The sequence below is a fragment of the Paraburkholderia sp. J12 genome (genome assembly GCF_905220215.1).
In the GTDB taxonomy this organism is placed as follows: domain Bacteria; phylum Pseudomonadota; class Gammaproteobacteria; order Burkholderiales; family Burkholderiaceae; genus Paraburkholderia.
Window position 1 is genome coordinate 1 of record NZ_CAJMZC010000017.1, and the last position, 14,723, is coordinate 14,723.

Annotated in this window: 10 protein-coding genes; 7 read left to right on the forward strand and 3 right to left on the reverse strand. The window is 66.4% G+C overall.

Features of this window, described 5'->3' with window-relative positions; translation table 11 throughout:
* Positions 1-87 precede the first annotated feature (87 nt).
* Positions 88-1,101, reverse strand: a complete 1,014-nt coding sequence (locus tag U5760_RS27045; RefSeq protein ID WP_322015369.1) for a LysR family transcriptional regulator — start codon at positions 1,099-1,101, stop codon at positions 88-90.
* 191 nt (positions 1,102-1,292) lie between these two features.
* Between U5760_RS27045 and U5760_RS27050 the strand changes: the two genes are divergently transcribed.
* The 3 genes from U5760_RS27050 to U5760_RS27060 all read left to right on the forward strand — a co-directional run bounded on the left by U5760_RS27050 (position 1,293) and on the right by U5760_RS27060 (position 5,638).
* A complete protein-coding gene (locus U5760_RS27050) occupies positions 1,293-3,509 on the forward strand; it encodes an FUSC family protein (protein ID WP_322015370.1) in 2,217 nt (738 codons plus the stop codon).
* Between the two features lie 162 nt (positions 3,510-3,671).
* Complete coding sequence (locus tag U5760_RS27055; protein WP_322015371.1) at positions 3,672-3,899, forward strand: hypothetical protein; 228 nt, start codon at positions 3,672-3,674, stop codon at positions 3,897-3,899.
* Positions 3,900-4,102: 203 nt separating this feature from the next.
* The gene (locus U5760_RS27060) at positions 4,103-5,638 is read left to right on the forward strand and encodes an acetyl-CoA hydrolase/transferase family protein (RefSeq protein ID WP_322015372.1); all 1,536 of its coding nucleotides are present in this window, start codon (positions 4,103-4,105) and stop codon (positions 5,636-5,638) included.
* A gap of 92 nt (positions 5,639-5,730) precedes the next feature.
* Here U5760_RS27060 and U5760_RS27065 read toward each other — a convergent pair whose 3' ends face one another.
* Together U5760_RS27065 and U5760_RS27070 are read right to left on the reverse strand one after the other, a co-directional pair.
* Complete coding sequence (locus U5760_RS27065) at positions 5,731-5,982, reverse strand: GlsB/YeaQ/YmgE family stress response membrane protein (protein WP_322015373.1); 252 nt, start codon at positions 5,980-5,982, stop codon at positions 5,731-5,733.
* A gap of 180 nt (positions 5,983-6,162) precedes the next feature.
* Entirely contained in the window at positions 6,163-6,870 is a 708-nt protein-coding gene (locus U5760_RS27070; RefSeq protein ID WP_322015374.1) for an MgtC/SapB family protein, read from the reverse strand.
* A 229-nt stretch (positions 6,871-7,099) separates the two neighbouring features.
* Between U5760_RS27070 and U5760_RS27075 the strand changes: the two genes are divergently transcribed.
* From U5760_RS27075 to U5760_RS27090, 4 genes are all read left to right on the forward strand, one after another.
* On the forward strand, positions 7,100-8,143 hold the full coding sequence (locus U5760_RS27075; protein ID WP_322015375.1) for a LysR family transcriptional regulator: 1,044 nt from the start codon (positions 7,100-7,102) through the stop codon (positions 8,141-8,143).
* A gap of 338 nt (positions 8,144-8,481) precedes the next feature.
* Positions 8,482-11,682 carry an efflux RND transporter permease subunit gene (locus tag U5760_RS27080; RefSeq protein ID WP_322015376.1) on the forward strand — a complete coding sequence of 1,067 codons (3,201 nt, stop codon included), beginning with the start codon at positions 8,482-8,484 and terminating at the stop codon, positions 11,680-11,682.
* Between the two features lie 47 nt (positions 11,683-11,729).
* Positions 11,730-13,034: an efflux RND transporter periplasmic adaptor subunit gene (locus U5760_RS27085; RefSeq protein ID WP_322015377.1), complete on the forward strand. Its 1,305-nt coding sequence runs from the start codon at positions 11,730-11,732 to the stop codon at positions 13,032-13,034.
* Between the two features lie 2 nt (positions 13,035-13,036).
* Entirely contained in the window at positions 13,037-14,656 is a 1,620-nt protein-coding gene (locus tag U5760_RS27090) for an efflux transporter outer membrane subunit (protein WP_322015378.1), read from the forward strand.
* Positions 14,657-14,723 lie beyond the last annotated feature (67 nt).

The window sequence follows — 14,723 nt, forward strand, 5'->3', positions numbered from 1 at the left end:
CGGCCCGGAAAGCCAGCGGCTCTACCACCGCAGAGAGCCGTCCACAGGGACGGCTTTGTCATTTACACAAGTCGAGACACAGCGCTACTAATGCGTTGTCTTCGGCGCAGCGGCAACCGCCTCCTCCGGCATCGCCGAACCCGCCAAGGCTTCTTCCTCCGCAAGCTGCTCTTGCGTCAGTTCCTCGAGCAGCGCCATATCGCGAGCAATCACCTCGGGCAGATGCGCCCGCAGGAACTCGACCCACGTCTTCGTCTTGGCATCGACGAACTTGCGCGACGGATAGAGCGCATACACGTTCGTCTTCTGCAGCTTGTGCTGCGGCAACACGCGCACGAGCGTCCCGTTGCGCAATCCTTCGATCGCCGTATAAACCGGCAGAACGCCGATTCCCATGCCCTCGCGGATCGCCACCGCAAGCGATTCCGCGATATTCACCTGTACCGGCCCGTCCACGTGCATCTCGACGTTCCCCTCCGGGCCCTCGAGCGTCCATTCGTGCGCGGGCAGCGCCGGCGTCTTCAGAATCAGGCAATCATGATGGGCGAGGTCGGCGGGCACGCGCGGCACGCCATGCGTGCGCACATAACCGGGCGACGCGCACAGGATGCTGTAGGTCGTCCCCAACTGATGCGAAACGAGGTCCGAATTCGGCAGAGACGACGCCGTGACCACCGAGACGTCGCTGCTGCCCTCGAAGAGATCGGGCATGCGTTGCGAGAGCGTCAGTTCGACCGTGACTTCCGGGTGCAGCGCGCGATAGCGCGAAATGGCGGGCAGCACGTACTGCTGGCCGAGGCTCGCGAAGCTGTGCATGCGCAGCGCGCCGGCGGGGCGCTCGTGTGCGCCGCTCGCTTCTTCCTCGGCGCTGCCGACGTCGGCAAGGATCTGCGTGCAGCGTTTCAAATACCGTTCGCCGGCGGGCGTCAGCGCGAGACGGCGCGTCGAACGGTTGAGCAGGCGGGTGCGCAGATGCGCTTCTAGTTCCGACACCGCGCGCGACATCGCACCGGTCGTCGAATCGAGCGACTGGGCTGCCGCGGTAAAGCTGCCCGCTTCGACGACGCGGACAAACACCCGCATATTTTGTAGCGTATCCATCAAACCTTCTTGTTCGGCACAGAAACGATATTGTCCGCCTCGCGAGCTGCGGCATTGTTGAGCGATCTGGAACGGACGTTCCCCGTTCGTCCCGTTAATTCGCCGCGGTGACGCTCCTACAATCGGCGCCAGGGTTCCTGTCTCGCACAGGCGGCCTTCTTCACAACAGCCCCGAGCGTAGTGCCATTCCCATGACCCGCCAGCATGCGATTCATCGAGCGTTCGGCTCGCGCCGGCGTACCCAGGCACTGCGGCGCGCCACGCGGCGGGCGTTGCGAGAGTGGCTCGCCGCCGACGGGGTGATCTGGCTGCATCTCTTCAAGACGGTCACGGCCGGCTTGCTCGCGATGGGCATTGCAATGCTGCTGGACCTGCCGCAGCCGCGCATTGCGATGACCACCGTGTTCGTGCTGATGCAGCCGCTCTCGGGCATGGTGTTCGCGAAGAGCGTGTACCGGATAATCGGGACCACGGTCGGCATGATTGCCGCTGTCGTGCTGGGCGGCGTGTTCGTCCAGCAGCCCGAACTGTATATCGCCGGGCTGACGTGCTGGATCGCCGCCTGTACGGCGGCCGCCATGCGCAACCGGCATTTCCGCTGGTACGCCTTCGTGCTCGCCGGCTATACCGCCGCGCTGATCGGCGTTCCCCTCGTGCAGGAACCCAACGGACTCTTTCTCGCCGCACTTGGCCGCGGGGCGGAGGTCGCCGTGGGCATCCTCTGTTCCGGCATGGTGAGCGCGGTGATCGTCCCCCGGCAGACCGGCTCGCTGCTCGAACGAACCCTGCGTACACGCTACCTCGATTTTACTGCGTTCGCCTCCGGTGTGCTGTTGGGCCGGCTGGAGCGGGGCGCATTCGAAGGCCGTTTCGCGCGTCTCGTCGACGACGTGGTGGGCTTCGAGGCGACGCGTGCGTTCGCCTTCTTCGAAGACCCGGTCATGCGTTCGCGCAGTCCCTTGCTCGGCCGCCTGAACGGCGAATTCATGGACGTGTGTGCGCGTTTGCATGCGCTGCGGCAACTGCTCAAGCGCCTCGGCCGGGACAACGATGCGATTGCACCGATGGCCTCGTATTTTCGCGAACTGGCTGCCTGGCTGGGCGAGCGTCCGCGGCGCGGCGAGACCGATCGCGACTACGCGCTGCGTCTTGCAGACGCGCTTGAAGCCTGGCAGCGCACGCTGCCGCGCCATGTGCGCGAAACGCGGCGTCCACTGGAAGCGGAGGCGCCCGGCGCGTTGCAGGACTTCGATACCTCGGCGGAACTGGTCTGGCGCTTCACGTCGGAGATCGTTCGCTACAGCCGCACCTATGCGTCGGTGACGCAACCGCGCCTCGCGCAGGAGCCGCGCACGACGCGCTACGTGCCGCGCACGAGCTTGTATGTCGTCGCGTTCACGTTCTTGCGCACGGTTGTCGTGGTGGCCACGCTCGGCGGGTTCTGGATCGAGACGGACTGGCCGAGCGGCGGCATGGCGGTGATCGCGGCGGCACTCGCCTGCGCGCTCACCTCGTCGGCGCCCCACGCCACGCGCATGGCGGCCCAGATGGCCGCGGGCGCGGCCTGCGCAGCCGTGACGGGCTATCTGTACACCTGTTACGTCTATCCGGACATCGATGGCTTTCCGCTTCTCTGCGCCACGCTGGCGCCGGTGCTGGCGCTCGGCGCATTCCTCGCCACACGGCCGCGCATCTCGGGCTACGGCGTGGGCTTCTCGGTGTTCTTCTGCCTGCTGGCCGGCCCCGACAACGTCATTGCCTACACGCCCGATCTCCTCATCAATAACGGCATTGCGATCGTGACCGCCATGCTGCTCGCGGCGCTCGCCTTCGCGGTGGTGTTTCCGCCGCGCATGAAATGGCTCGTCGGCCACATGTGCGCCGAACTGCGCCGCCAGGTGGTGATCGCCTGCCGCGGCGACCTCGCGGGACTCGGCCAGCGCTTCCAGTCGGGCACGCACGATCTGATGCACCAGTTGCGTCTGCTGCTCAACGGAGACCGGCGTGCCCATCGGCGCGCGCTGCGCTGGATGCTCGTCACGCTCGAGGTGGGGCATGCGGTGCTGGATCTGCGTTGCGAGGCGCAAGAGGCAGGGTGGCTCTCTTCGCGGGACGCACGTTGGGATCCGGCGCTCGCGCAGGTGCAGGAAGACATCGCACGGCTCTTCGAGCAGCCCGACGCCCAGAAGGTTGAGCGCGCACTCATCTCCGTGCGTGCGGCGACGGGGGTAGCCCAGGAAGCGCTCGATGCGGTCCACGAGGAACGCGAGCGCCGTCATGACGTACAGCGCTTGCTCTCGCATCTCCACTTCATCCGCAGTGCGCTGCTGGATCGGGACGCGCCCACGGGCGCCCTGGCCCGCCGCCGCTCCACACGGGGTCCGGCGCGCGTTCGCGCGAGCCGCTGAAAGTCCCATTGCAGGGGTTTTCAACGGCCCCGGCGCGCGATCTTGTCACACGCTGGAAATATCCCTTCTATCTCGCCTGCTTAATCAAATCGGGACCGGGTCATATAGTCACATCACTGCGAGGCACTATTCAAGCAGTACCCGTTAGCACTGGAGAGCAAGATGAAGTCCCTGAAGATCGCTGTTGTTGCCTGTTCGCTGTTTGCCGCCGCCGTTGCCCACGCACAGAACGAAGCACCGGTCGCGAGCGCCTCCCAGCAGGTTGCCCAGGCCGCCCTGCAAGCTGCCCCTGTTGCGCAGGCACCGGTTCAACACCGCGCCGTGACGCCGGCAAAGAAGGACGAATGCGTCGGTCCTGCCAGCTTCTGCAACCTTTACTTCGGTAGCTGAAGTCCGGTAGCCCAGACGCGACATTCGCTCGCGATGAGCCAGGCGCAAGCCTGATCCACCATGCCGCGGCGCCTTCGAACAGGGCGGCGCGGCATTGCGCATTGTGGCCGCAAAGGTGTGTTGTTGACGCCGCAGTGTACGGCAGCCGGTACTGAACGCGACAATCGCGCTTGCTGGCGAACAGTATGTTTCTGGAGACTCTGATGTACGAAGACCGTATTCGTTGTGCCGCCCTGCGCGGGAAGATCACCACAGCCGCCGAGGCGGCGCAGCTCGTGCGCAACGGCATGCGTGTCGGCGCGAGCGGCTTCACGCGCGCGGGCGACACCAAGGCCGTGCCGATCGAACTCGCGCGCCGCGCGCGCGAGGAGAAGGAGCCGCTGCGCATCACGCTCATGACGGGTGCCTCGCTCGGTCACGACGTCGATCGCATGCTGACCGAAGCGGGCGTGCTCGAACGCCGTCTGCCGTTCCAGGTCGATACCACGTTGCGCCGTGCGATCAATCGCGGCGAAGTGATGTTCGTGGATCAGCACCTTTCCGAAACGGTCGAGATGCTGCGCGCCAATCTGTTCGGCAAGCTGGACCTCGCGATCATCGAGGCGGCTGCGATCACGGAAACGGGCGGCATCGTGCCCACCACGTCGGTGGGCAATTCGGCGAGCTTCGCGATCCTCGCGGAGAAGGTGATCGTCGAGATCAATCTGGCTCAACCGCTCGCGCTCGAAGGCCTGCACGACGTCTGGATTCCGGGCCGCCGCCCGCATCGCGATCCGCTGCCGATCGTGCGCGTGCAGGATCGTGTCGGCACGCCGATCATCGATATCCCGCCCGAGAAGATCGCGGCCATCGTCATCACCAACGAAGCGGACAGCCCCTCCACCGTGCTGCCCGCCGACGAAGAAACCGCGCGCATCGCCGGCCACCTCATCGATTTTCTGCAGCACGAAGTCAAACACGGACGCATGAGCGCGCAACTGCCGCCGTTGCAGGCCGGCATCGGCACGATTGCGAATGCGGTGTTATCGGGTTTCGTGAACTCGCCGTTCGAAGCGCTCACGATGTATTCGGAAGTGCTGCAGGACTCCACCTTCGATCTCATCGACGCAGGCAAGATGGTGTTCGCCTCGGGCGCCTCCATGACGCTTTCCGCGCCGCGCCAGGCCCAGGTGCTCGCGGAGCTCGACCGCTATCGCGACAAGCTCGTGCTGCGGCCGCAGGAAGTGAGCAATCATCCCGAGGTGATCCGCCGGCTGGGTCTCATTGCGCTGAACACGGCGCTCGAATGCGACATCTACGGCAACGTGAATTCGACCCACGTGGGCGGCACGCACATGATGAACGGCATTGGCGGCTCGGGCGATTTCGCGCGCAACGCCGCGTGCGCGATCTTCGCGACCAAGGCCATTGCGAAGGACGGCCGCATTTCGAGCATCGTGCCGATGGTGCCGCACGTGGACCACAACGAGCACGACGTGGACGTGATCGTGACGGAGCAGGGGCTGGCCGATCTGCGCGGCCTGGCACCTCGCGAGCGGGCTGCGCTCATCATCGAGCGCTGTGCGCATCCGCTCTATCGCGACCTGCTGCGCGACTACTACAAGGCGGCGCTCAAGCACGGCGGCCAGACGCCGCACGATCTCGCGAAGGCGTTCGAGATGCACCTGCGCTTCAACGAGACGGGCTCGATGCGGCCCGAAGACACCGCGGCCGCAGGCGGCCTCGTCGTCAACGGCTAACCAGGCAGCAAGCCGGCCATAAAAAAAGGGAGTGCCGGTAACGGCACTCCCTTTTTGCTTGCGCGGACTGAATGAGAAAACCTGCCGCGCCGCTACGCGCGTTTGAATAGCCGGATGATGAACAGCAGAATGACCGCGCCGATGACCGCGGTGATGATCGAGCTGATCCAGCCGCCGCCGATGTGTATCCCGAGGACGCCGGCGAGCCACCCGCCGATGAACGCACCCACGATCCCGACGATGATATCGACGATCAATCCGAAGCCGCCGCCCTTGACGACCACGCCGGCGAGCCAGCCCGCAATTGCACCGATGATGAGCCAGGCGATGAGGCCATGTTCCATATTGAGCACTCCCCTTTATTAATGTGAGGTGATGTGCAGCTTAGACCAAGGTGGGGAGGGCGTCCACGTTACGTGCCCAGAATTGACACTTATTAAAGAGTGCCGCGCATCGTTCAAAGATGTGCAACAGTGGCGAAATGAAATTGAAAGCTTTGGCGCCGCGCCGGCTCGTCCGGCCCCTCACTCGGGGGCGACCTCGGTATCCGCGGCCGTCCAGCTCACGCTCGACACGCCCTTTTCCATGCTCAGGCGGCTCGCCATCAGTTCGAGCTTGGACTGGAATTTCGGATGCATGCGCACCGTTGCTGTCACCCGCAGCCGTTGCGGCTGGTCGGGCACATCCTCGCTCGTCAGGCTTTGGAAAGAGAGCGGCGTCGAGTACATTGAGTTGGAGAGCACGGTTCGGATATGGATCTCGTCCTCTTCGCGGCAGACCACCGTGAGCACGTATTCGCGCACGAGATCGGCAGACGACACCGGAGTCGCGTTGATCACGCGGCTCAGTTCGCGCAGCGCGGTATTGATGAGCAGCACGGCCACCGTGCCGGCCGCTGCCGGCCCGTAGTGGCCGGCTCCCGCGAGGACCCCCACCGCCGCCGAGCACCAGAGCGTCGCCGCCGTGTTGATGCCCTGGATAGAACCCTTGTCGCGCATGATCACGCCGCCGCCGAGGAAGCCCACCCCCGAGACCACGTAAGCCGCGATCTGCGTGATGCCGGACGAACCGTTGCCGGTCAGCACGCCGAGCGTGACGAACAGGCACGCTCCCGTCGCCACGAGCACGATCGTGCGCAGGCCCGCCGTGCGCTGGCGAATCTGGCGCTCCAGTCCGATGGCGACGCCGCAGGCGAACGCCATGAGCAGGCGCAGGACGAATTCGAGAGTCATCGTTTTGTCATGTAAGCGTCGTCGCCCATACGTGACGCGGGATACGGGCATTGGGACGGCGCCGCATTGCGGCACGGCGGTTGCGCCGAGGATCATACGCGGCACGGCCCGGCTCGCCAAGCTGTCGGCGCTGTCATTTAGAGGTCAGCATGTGGCCACGACCTCTCCTTCACACTGGCGCCATTCGTGTTACGACAGGCAGGGTGGGCAGAATGAACGGGAGCTACTGATGGATACGCTGCGCAATATGCGGATCTTCGTGAGAGTCGTGGAATCGGGCAGCTTCACGCGCGCCGCCGCGAGCGAAACCATGACCACCGCGCAGGTTTCGCGCGCCGTGACCGACCTCGAATCGCGTCTGCGCACGCGGCTCCTGAACCGGACCACGCGGCGCATGTCGCTCACCGAAGCGGGCGAGCGCTACCTGCAAAGCTGCAAGCGCATTCTGGCCGACATCGAGCAGGCCGAGGCCGAAGCCGCCGCCGCGCATGCGAACCCGGCGGGCAAGCTGCGGGTGTACGGCGGCACGAGCTTCGGGCAGCACTATGTGATGCCGCTGATCGCGCGCTACCAGCAGCACCTGCCCGAGGTCGCCGTCGACCTGACCATCGCGCAGGAGATGCCCGACATCATCGAGGAAGGCTTCGACGTGGCGGTGGTGGTGGCCGCCGAACTCGAGGATTCCGCGCTGATCTCGCAGCACCTGGGCAGCACGGCCGCCATCCTGTGCGCCTCGCCCGAGTATCTGCGCGCGCGCGGCGTGCCGCAGTCGTTCGACGACCTCGGCGCCCATACCTGCCTGCATCTCACCGATGCGAGCCTGCCGGCGGGCCAGTGGGTTTCCGAAGGGCCGCACGGCGACACCTTCCGCCACACCGGCGTCACGCCCTTCCAGGTGAACAATCCCGAGGCGCTGGCCCTCGCGATCCGCGAGGGCATGGGCATCGGCCCGCTGCCGGTGCCGGTGGCGCTGCCGGGCCTCGCGGACGGGACGCTTGCGCGCGTGCTGCCCACGCACCGGCTGCAGAAGCTCAATATTTACGCGCTCTACGCCTCGCGCCGGTATCTCGACGCCAAGATCCGCACCTTCGTGGAGTTCCTGCGCGAAAAGGTGCCGCTCGTGCTCGCGGAACAGGAAGCGGCGCTCGCCACGTGCGACGTGCCGCCCCCGCGCCGGGGCGCAGCCGTGCCGCTGCGCGCGCGCGATGCACGCGACGCCCGCGATGCCCGTGACCTGCGCGGCGACGCGGAGCGGCTGCGCCTCGTCAACTGAGAGCCCGGCAAGAGGGCCCGGCAAGACCGGGCCGCAGTCGCACTCGAAGCCGCGCCTGAAAGCCGTCCATTCCGGTCCGATTGAAGCGGTAGCCGCGGTGCCCCTGCGCGGCGCCGAAGCTTTCGTTTGCCTGTTGTAACGCATCTGTACGGTGCGGCGGCAGCGATTCTTCCGCGTTCTGCAACCGGCCTTTCCGGGGCGCCTGCTGGCTGTCAATTTCGCCATATTGGCGCCAGCAAAGCGCCACTCCCGTTGCCTATCATGCGGCACCGCCTGGTTAATGCATCCCGGGTCAATGCTCCATGTCCGTTAGCTCAAAGCTTGCCTGAAACAGTCACATGTGGATTGTCAATCTCGCACTGAAACGGCCGTACACGTTCATCGTGATGGCCATCATGATCGTGCTGGCCACGCCGTTCGCCCTCATGCGGATGCCGACCGACGTGCTGCCGAACATCAACATTCCGGTGATCAGCATCATCTGGTCGTACACGGGGCTGTCCGCCAAGGACGTGGCCGACCGCATCACCTCGGTCAACGAACGCGGCCTGACCACCACCGTCAGCAATATCGAGCACATCGAATCGACGTCGCTGCCGGGCATCGCCGTCATCAAGCTGTTCCTGCAGCCGGGCGCGAGCGTGCAGACGGCCATTGCCCAGGCCGTCGCCTTCGAACAGGCCACGCTCAAGCAGATGCCGCCGGGCGCGACGCCGCCGCTCGTCATCAGCTATTCGGCCTCCAGCATTCCGGTGATCCAGCTCGGCCTGTCCAGCAGCACGATCAGCGAGCAGGCGATTGCCGACATTGCGATGAACTTCCTGCGCCCGCAGCTCATCACGATTCCCGGTGCGCAGGTGCCGTTTCCTTACGGCGGCAAGACGCGCGTGATCTCGGTGGATATCGACACGCGCGCGATCATCGCCAAGGGCCTCACGCCCAGCGACATCGTCAACGCGGTCAACGCCCAGAACCTGATCCTGCCCACCGGCACCGCGAAGATGGGGCAGACCGAATATCGCGTCGATACCAACGCCTCGCCGGACACGATCGCGGGCCTGAACCGCATTCCCGTGCAGACGATTAGTGGAGCGACGACTTACCTCGGCGACGTGGCGCACGTGCGCGACGGCTACTCGCCGCAGACCAACGTGGTGCGCCAGGACGGCGTGCGCGGCGTGCTGATCTCGGTGCTCAAGAACGGCGACGCCTCCACGCTGCAGGTGGTGAGCGACCTCAAGGGCCTGCTGCCGAAGGTGCGCGACACGCTGCCCGCGGACCTCGTCGTGAAGCCGCTCTTCGACCAGTCGATCTTCGTTTCGGCGGCGGTGGCGGGCGTGGTGCGCGAGGCGCTGATCGCAGCAGTCCTCACCGCGCTGATGATTCTTATCTTCCTCGGCAACTGGCGCAGCACGCTCATCATCGCGGTTTCGATTCCCCTGTCGATTCTCGCTTCGATTCTCGCGCTCTTCGCGCTCGGCGAAACCATCAACATCATGACGCTCGGCGGCCTCGCGCTCGCCGTGGGGATTCTGGTGGACGACGCGACCGTGACGATCGAGAATATCGAACGCCACCTGCATCTCGGCGCGAACCTGCACGACGGCATCCTGGAAGGCGCGGGCGAGATCGCGGTGCCGGCCCTCGTTTCGACGATGTGTATCTGCATCGTGTTCGTGCCGATGTTCTTCCTCACCGGCGTCGCGCGCTTCCTGTTCGTGCCGCTTGCCGAGGCGGTGGTGTTCGCCATGATCGCGTCGTATATCCTCTCGCGCACGCTGGTGCCGACGCTCGCGATGCTGCTCTTCACGCACGGCGGCCCTGACGTCGCCGCAGCGGGCCACGCGCATCAAGGCGCCTCGCGCTCGGTGTTCGCGCGCATGCACGAGCGCTTCAACCACGGCTTCGAGCGCGTGCGCGCCAATTACATCGCACTGCTGAGCCTGCTGCTCGCGCGCCGCCGCGTGTTCGGCACCAGCTTCCTCGCGTTCTGCCTGCTCTCGCTCGGCCTCGTGTTTTTCCTCGGCCGTGACTTCTTCCCGAGCGTCGATTCGGGCAACATCCGTTTGCACATGCGCGCGCCCACGGGCTACCGCATCGAAGAAACGGCGCGGCTCGCGGACGAGGTGGAGCGCACCATTCGCCAGGTGGTGCCGCCCGATCAGCTCGAAACGATCGTCGACAACCTCGGCCTGCCGTACAGCGGCATCAACCTCTCGTACAGCAACGCGGGCACGATCGGCACGCTCGACGGCGAGATCCAGATCGCGCTCAAGCCCGATCACGATCCCTCCCACGTCTATATCGACAAGCTGCGTCAGTTGCTGCCGCAACGTTTCCCGGGCGTGGAGTTCTTCTTCCAGCCCGCGGACATCATCACGCAGATCCTCAACTTCGGTCAGCCTGCCGCGATCGACGTGCAGGTGGTGGGCACGAACCTGGGCCAGAACATGGCGCTCGCGAGCCAGTTGCTCAAGGAAGTGCGCCAGATGCCCGGCGCCGTCGATGCGCACATCGAACAGCGCAACGACGAGCCGGAGCTCACGCTGGCAATGGACCGCACGCGCATGCAGCAGGTGAACCTGAGCCCGCAGAACGTCGCGCAGGACGTGCTGATCGCGCTCGCCGGCAGCTCGCAGACGGCGCCCGCATTCTGGGTGAGCCCGCAGAACGGCGTGGAATATCCGCTCGCCGTGCAGACACCGCAGTATCGCGAGGCCTCGATCAACGAGGTGATGGGCACGCCGGTGACGGCCGGGCCGAATGCGCCCATCCAGCTCGTGAGCAACCTGGTGCAACTGCGCCCGCATGTGGGGCCTGCCATCGTCACGCACTACAATATCCGCCCCGTGATCGACCTGCTCGTGAGCGTGGAGGGCAGCGACCTCGGCAGCGTGGGCTCGCGTATCGACGATCTCATCAAGAACGTGCAGGCGCATGCGCCGCGCGGCACGACCATCACCATGCGCGGGCAGATCGGCACGATGCGATCGTCGTTCATCGGCCTGGGCGTGGGCATTGCGATGGCCGTGGTGCTCGTCTATCTGCTCATCGTCGTGAACTTCCAGTCGTGGGCCGATCCGCTCATCATCATCAGCGCGCTGCCCGCGGCGCTCGCCGGCATCGCGTGGATGCTGTTCATCACCGGCACGCACCTGAGCGTGCCCGCGCTCACCGGGGCCATCATGACCGTGGGCGTGGCGACGGCCAACAGTATTCTCGTCGTGGCGTTCGCGCGCCAGCGGCTCGCGGCGGGCTCGACGCCGCTCGCGGCCGCGCTCGAGGCCGGCGCAACGCGTATCCGCCCCGTGCTCATGACGGCCTTCGCGATGATGATCGGCATGGTGCCGATGGCGCTGGGTCTCGGCGAAGGCGCGGAGCAGAACGCCCCGCTCGGCCGCGCCGTGATAGGCGGCCTGCTCTTTGCTACGGTTTCTACATTGCTGTTCGTGCCGCTGATGTTTGCCACGGTGCACGGCCGGCTCGCGCGGCGCGCCGAACAAAAGCGCGAACGCGAAGCGCGGCGCGGGCTGCGTTGATTCGCGGCGGCACGTTATACGGTTACTTCGCCTACCTGGTTGATGACATGAACGAACCCCATCATCACTCCTCTCTCGATATCGCCGTCGGCGGCACGCAGCACGGCATGGATCTGCCCGCCCGCCATCAGGCCGGCAAGCGGGCGCGCGTGGCCGTGATCGTCGTCGCGCTGCTGCTCGCTGCCGGCGCGGTGCGCACGATCGTCTCGAACTTCACGAGCTCGCACCGCCTCGTGGACGTCACGAAGCAAAACGCGAAGCAGTTCGTGAACGTGGTGCAGCCCGTGGCGGCCGGCGCGAATGCCAGCATCGTGCTGCCCGGCACGCTGCGCGGCTACGTCGAGGCGCCGATCTACTCGCGCGCGAACGGCTACGTGCTGCACTGGTATGCCGATATCGGCGCGCACGTGCAGCAAGGCCAGGTGCTGGCCGATATCGACACGCCCGAGATCGACCAGGAGCTTTCGCAGGCGCAGGCCCAGCGCGAGCAGGCCGCTTCGACGCTTGCGCTCGCCAAGACCTCGTTCGACCGCGCGCAACAGCTGCGCACGCGCGATGCGGTCTCGCAGCAAGAGCTCGACGACCGCCAGGGCGCGTACAACCAGGACGTGGCCAACCTCGCGGCGGCCGACGCCAACGTGCGCCGGCTCACGGAGACGAAGGGCTTCCAGCGCGTCGTCGCGCCCATCACCGGGATCATCACGCAGCGCAACGTCGATATCGGCGACCTCGTGAATGCGGGCAACGGCGGCGCGGGCCACGCGCTCTTCGCGATCGCGCAGGCCGATCCGCTGCGCCTCTATATCGACGTGCCGCAGACCTATGCGCAACAGGTGGCCGTCGGCCAGCCGGTGAGCGTGACGCAGCAGGAAATGCCGGGCGTGACGTTCGAGGGCAAGGTCACGCGCACCTCGGAAGCGATCAATACGGCCACGCGCACGCTGCAGGTGGAAATCACGCTGCCCAACCACGATGGCAAGCTGCTGCCCGGCGCCTATGTGCAGGCCTCGCTCAAGACCGATTCCGCGGGACTCCTCACGGTACCCGGAAACACATTGCTGTTCCGCGCGGAAGGGCCGCGCGTGGCTGTGGTGGACGCCGACAACAAGATCCGGCTCAAGCCGGTCGAGATTGCGCAGGACCTGGGCCAGACGCTCGTGATCGGCCACGGGCTCGCCCCGGCCGACCACGTGGTGCTGAACCCGAGCGATTCGATCGCCGATGGCGACAGCGTGACGGTGGTGGCGCCGCACGCGAATGGCGGGGCTAACGGTGGCGCAAGCGGTGGTGCAAGCGGTGGTGCAAGCGGTGCCGCCGAGGCGAACGCCGCAGCCGGGCGAGGCACGACGTGAGCATGAAGCATCACGCAAAGACCCGGCTCTCCACGCGCGTCCGCGCGGGGCTGGCGGCGCTCGCTGCAACGTCCCTTGCCGCCTGCACGGTGGGGCCGGACTACCACGCGCCGCAAACGGCCAGCCCGGCCGCCTGGCGTGTCGATCCCGCCGATTCGTACTGGCGCGCGGCACAGCCCTCGCATGCGCCGCTCGATCCGCAGTGGTGGAAGGCGTTCGACAACGCCGAACTCAACGACCTCGAAACTCAGGCGCTGGCGGAGAACCAGACGCTGCGCGTGGCCGTCGCGCACTACGACCAGGCGCGGGCGACGCTCGCTTCGGTGTCCTCGCAGCAGGCGCCGCAGGTCACGCTCGACGGCGGCCTCGCGCGCGCGCGCGTTCCGGCCAACCGGCCGGATCTGACCTACACCACGCCGAATATGTCCACGGTGCGCAACGACATCACCGTCGGCCCGACGATCAGCTACGAGCTGGATCTGTTCGGCCGCATCCGCCGCATGGTGGAATCGGCGCAGGCTTCCACGCAGCAGGCCGGCGACGACCTCGCGAACGTACGCCTCGTGCTGACCGCCGAACTCGCCACCGACTACTATGCGCTGCGCGAGCTCGACGACGAGATCGACGTCGTGAACCAGTCGGTGACGCTGCAACAAAAGGCGCTCGACTTCGTCACCGCGCAGCACGACCTGGGCGCCGTTTCGGGCCTCAACCTGCTGCAGCAGAAGGCCCAGCTCGACGCCACGAAGACCCAGGCCGAGCTGCTTGTGAACACGCGCCAGCAGGACGAGCACGCGATTGCCGTGCTGATCGGCAAGCCCGCGCCCGAATTCGCGATCGAGCCGAGAGTCACGCCGCTGCCGGTGCCCGCTCTGCCCACGGGCCTGCCGAGCGAACTGATGGAGCGCCGCCCCGACGTCGCTTCGGCCGAACGCGCCATGGCCGCGGCCAATGCGCAGATCGGCGTGGCCCGCTCGGCCTACTATCCGGACATCACGCTTTCGCCCAGCATCGGCTGGGAGTCCACCCGCTTCGGCTCGCTCTTCTCGGTGCCGAGCCTCATGTGGTCGCTCGGCGCCAGCGCAAGCGAGGTGCTGTTCGACGGCGGCAAGCGCGCGGCGGGCGTCGATTACGCGCAGGCGGGTTATGTCTCGGCCGAGGCCAGTTACCGGCAAACCGTGCTCACCGCGTTCCAGGAGGTGCAAAATGCGGTAACGGGCCTGTCCGTGCTGGAGCGCGCCTCGACCGAAGGCCAGGCGGCCGTGGATGATGCACGCCAATCGTACGATCTCGCGAACGACCGCTATCAGGGCGGCCTCGTCGCCTTCCTCGACGTGCTGACCGCCGAGCAGCAACTACTTGCCAGCGAGCGCACGGAGGTGCAGATTCACGGTCAGCAGGTCGCGACGGTGGTCTACCTCGCGAAGGCGCTGGGCGGCGGCTGGAGCGCCGACGAACGCGAAATGGCCTGCAGCGCGGGCACGTGCCGCGCGGTGCCGATGGGCGCACAGGGCACCGTGAGCACCCAGGGTGCGCAGGAGATGCAGGATACGCAGGGCACGCGCGTCGTGCCTGCAACGGGGAACGCAGCCGCGCTGGCGGCTGTGGGCGGAAAAAGCTGACCTCGCGTAGCGCCTCGTCCGGCGCGGCGAAGGCAGCGGGCGGCAAGCCGCACAGCGCTGCACGGCA

Coding starts and splice junctions, on each gene's coding strand:
- U5760_RS27045 (WP_322015369.1), bottom strand. CDS start 1,101: ATGGATACGCTACAAAATATGCGGGTGTTTGTCCGCGTCGTCGAAGCG.
- U5760_RS27050 (WP_322015370.1), top strand. CDS start 1,293: ATGACCCGCCAGCATGCGATTCATCGAGCGTTCGGCTCGCGCCGGCGT.
- U5760_RS27055 (WP_322015371.1), top strand. CDS start 3,672: ATGAAGTCCCTGAAGATCGCTGTTGTTGCCTGTTCGCTGTTTGCCGCC.
- U5760_RS27060 (WP_322015372.1), top strand. CDS start 4,103: ATGTACGAAGACCGTATTCGTTGTGCCGCCCTGCGCGGGAAGATCACC.
- U5760_RS27065 (WP_322015373.1), bottom strand. CDS start 5,982: ATGGAACATGGCCTCATCGCCTGGCTCATCATCGGTGCAATTGCGGGC.
- U5760_RS27070 (WP_322015374.1), bottom strand. CDS start 6,870: ATGACTCTCGAATTCGTCCTGCGCCTGCTCATGGCGTTCGCCTGCGGC.
- U5760_RS27075 (WP_322015375.1), top strand. CDS start 7,100: ATGGATACGCTGCGCAATATGCGGATCTTCGTGAGAGTCGTGGAATCG.
- U5760_RS27080 (WP_322015376.1), top strand. CDS start 8,482: ATGTGGATTGTCAATCTCGCACTGAAACGGCCGTACACGTTCATCGTG.
- U5760_RS27085 (WP_322015377.1), top strand. CDS start 11,730: ATGAACGAACCCCATCATCACTCCTCTCTCGATATCGCCGTCGGCGGC.
- U5760_RS27090 (WP_322015378.1), top strand. CDS start 13,037: ATGAAGCATCACGCAAAGACCCGGCTCTCCACGCGCGTCCGCGCGGGG.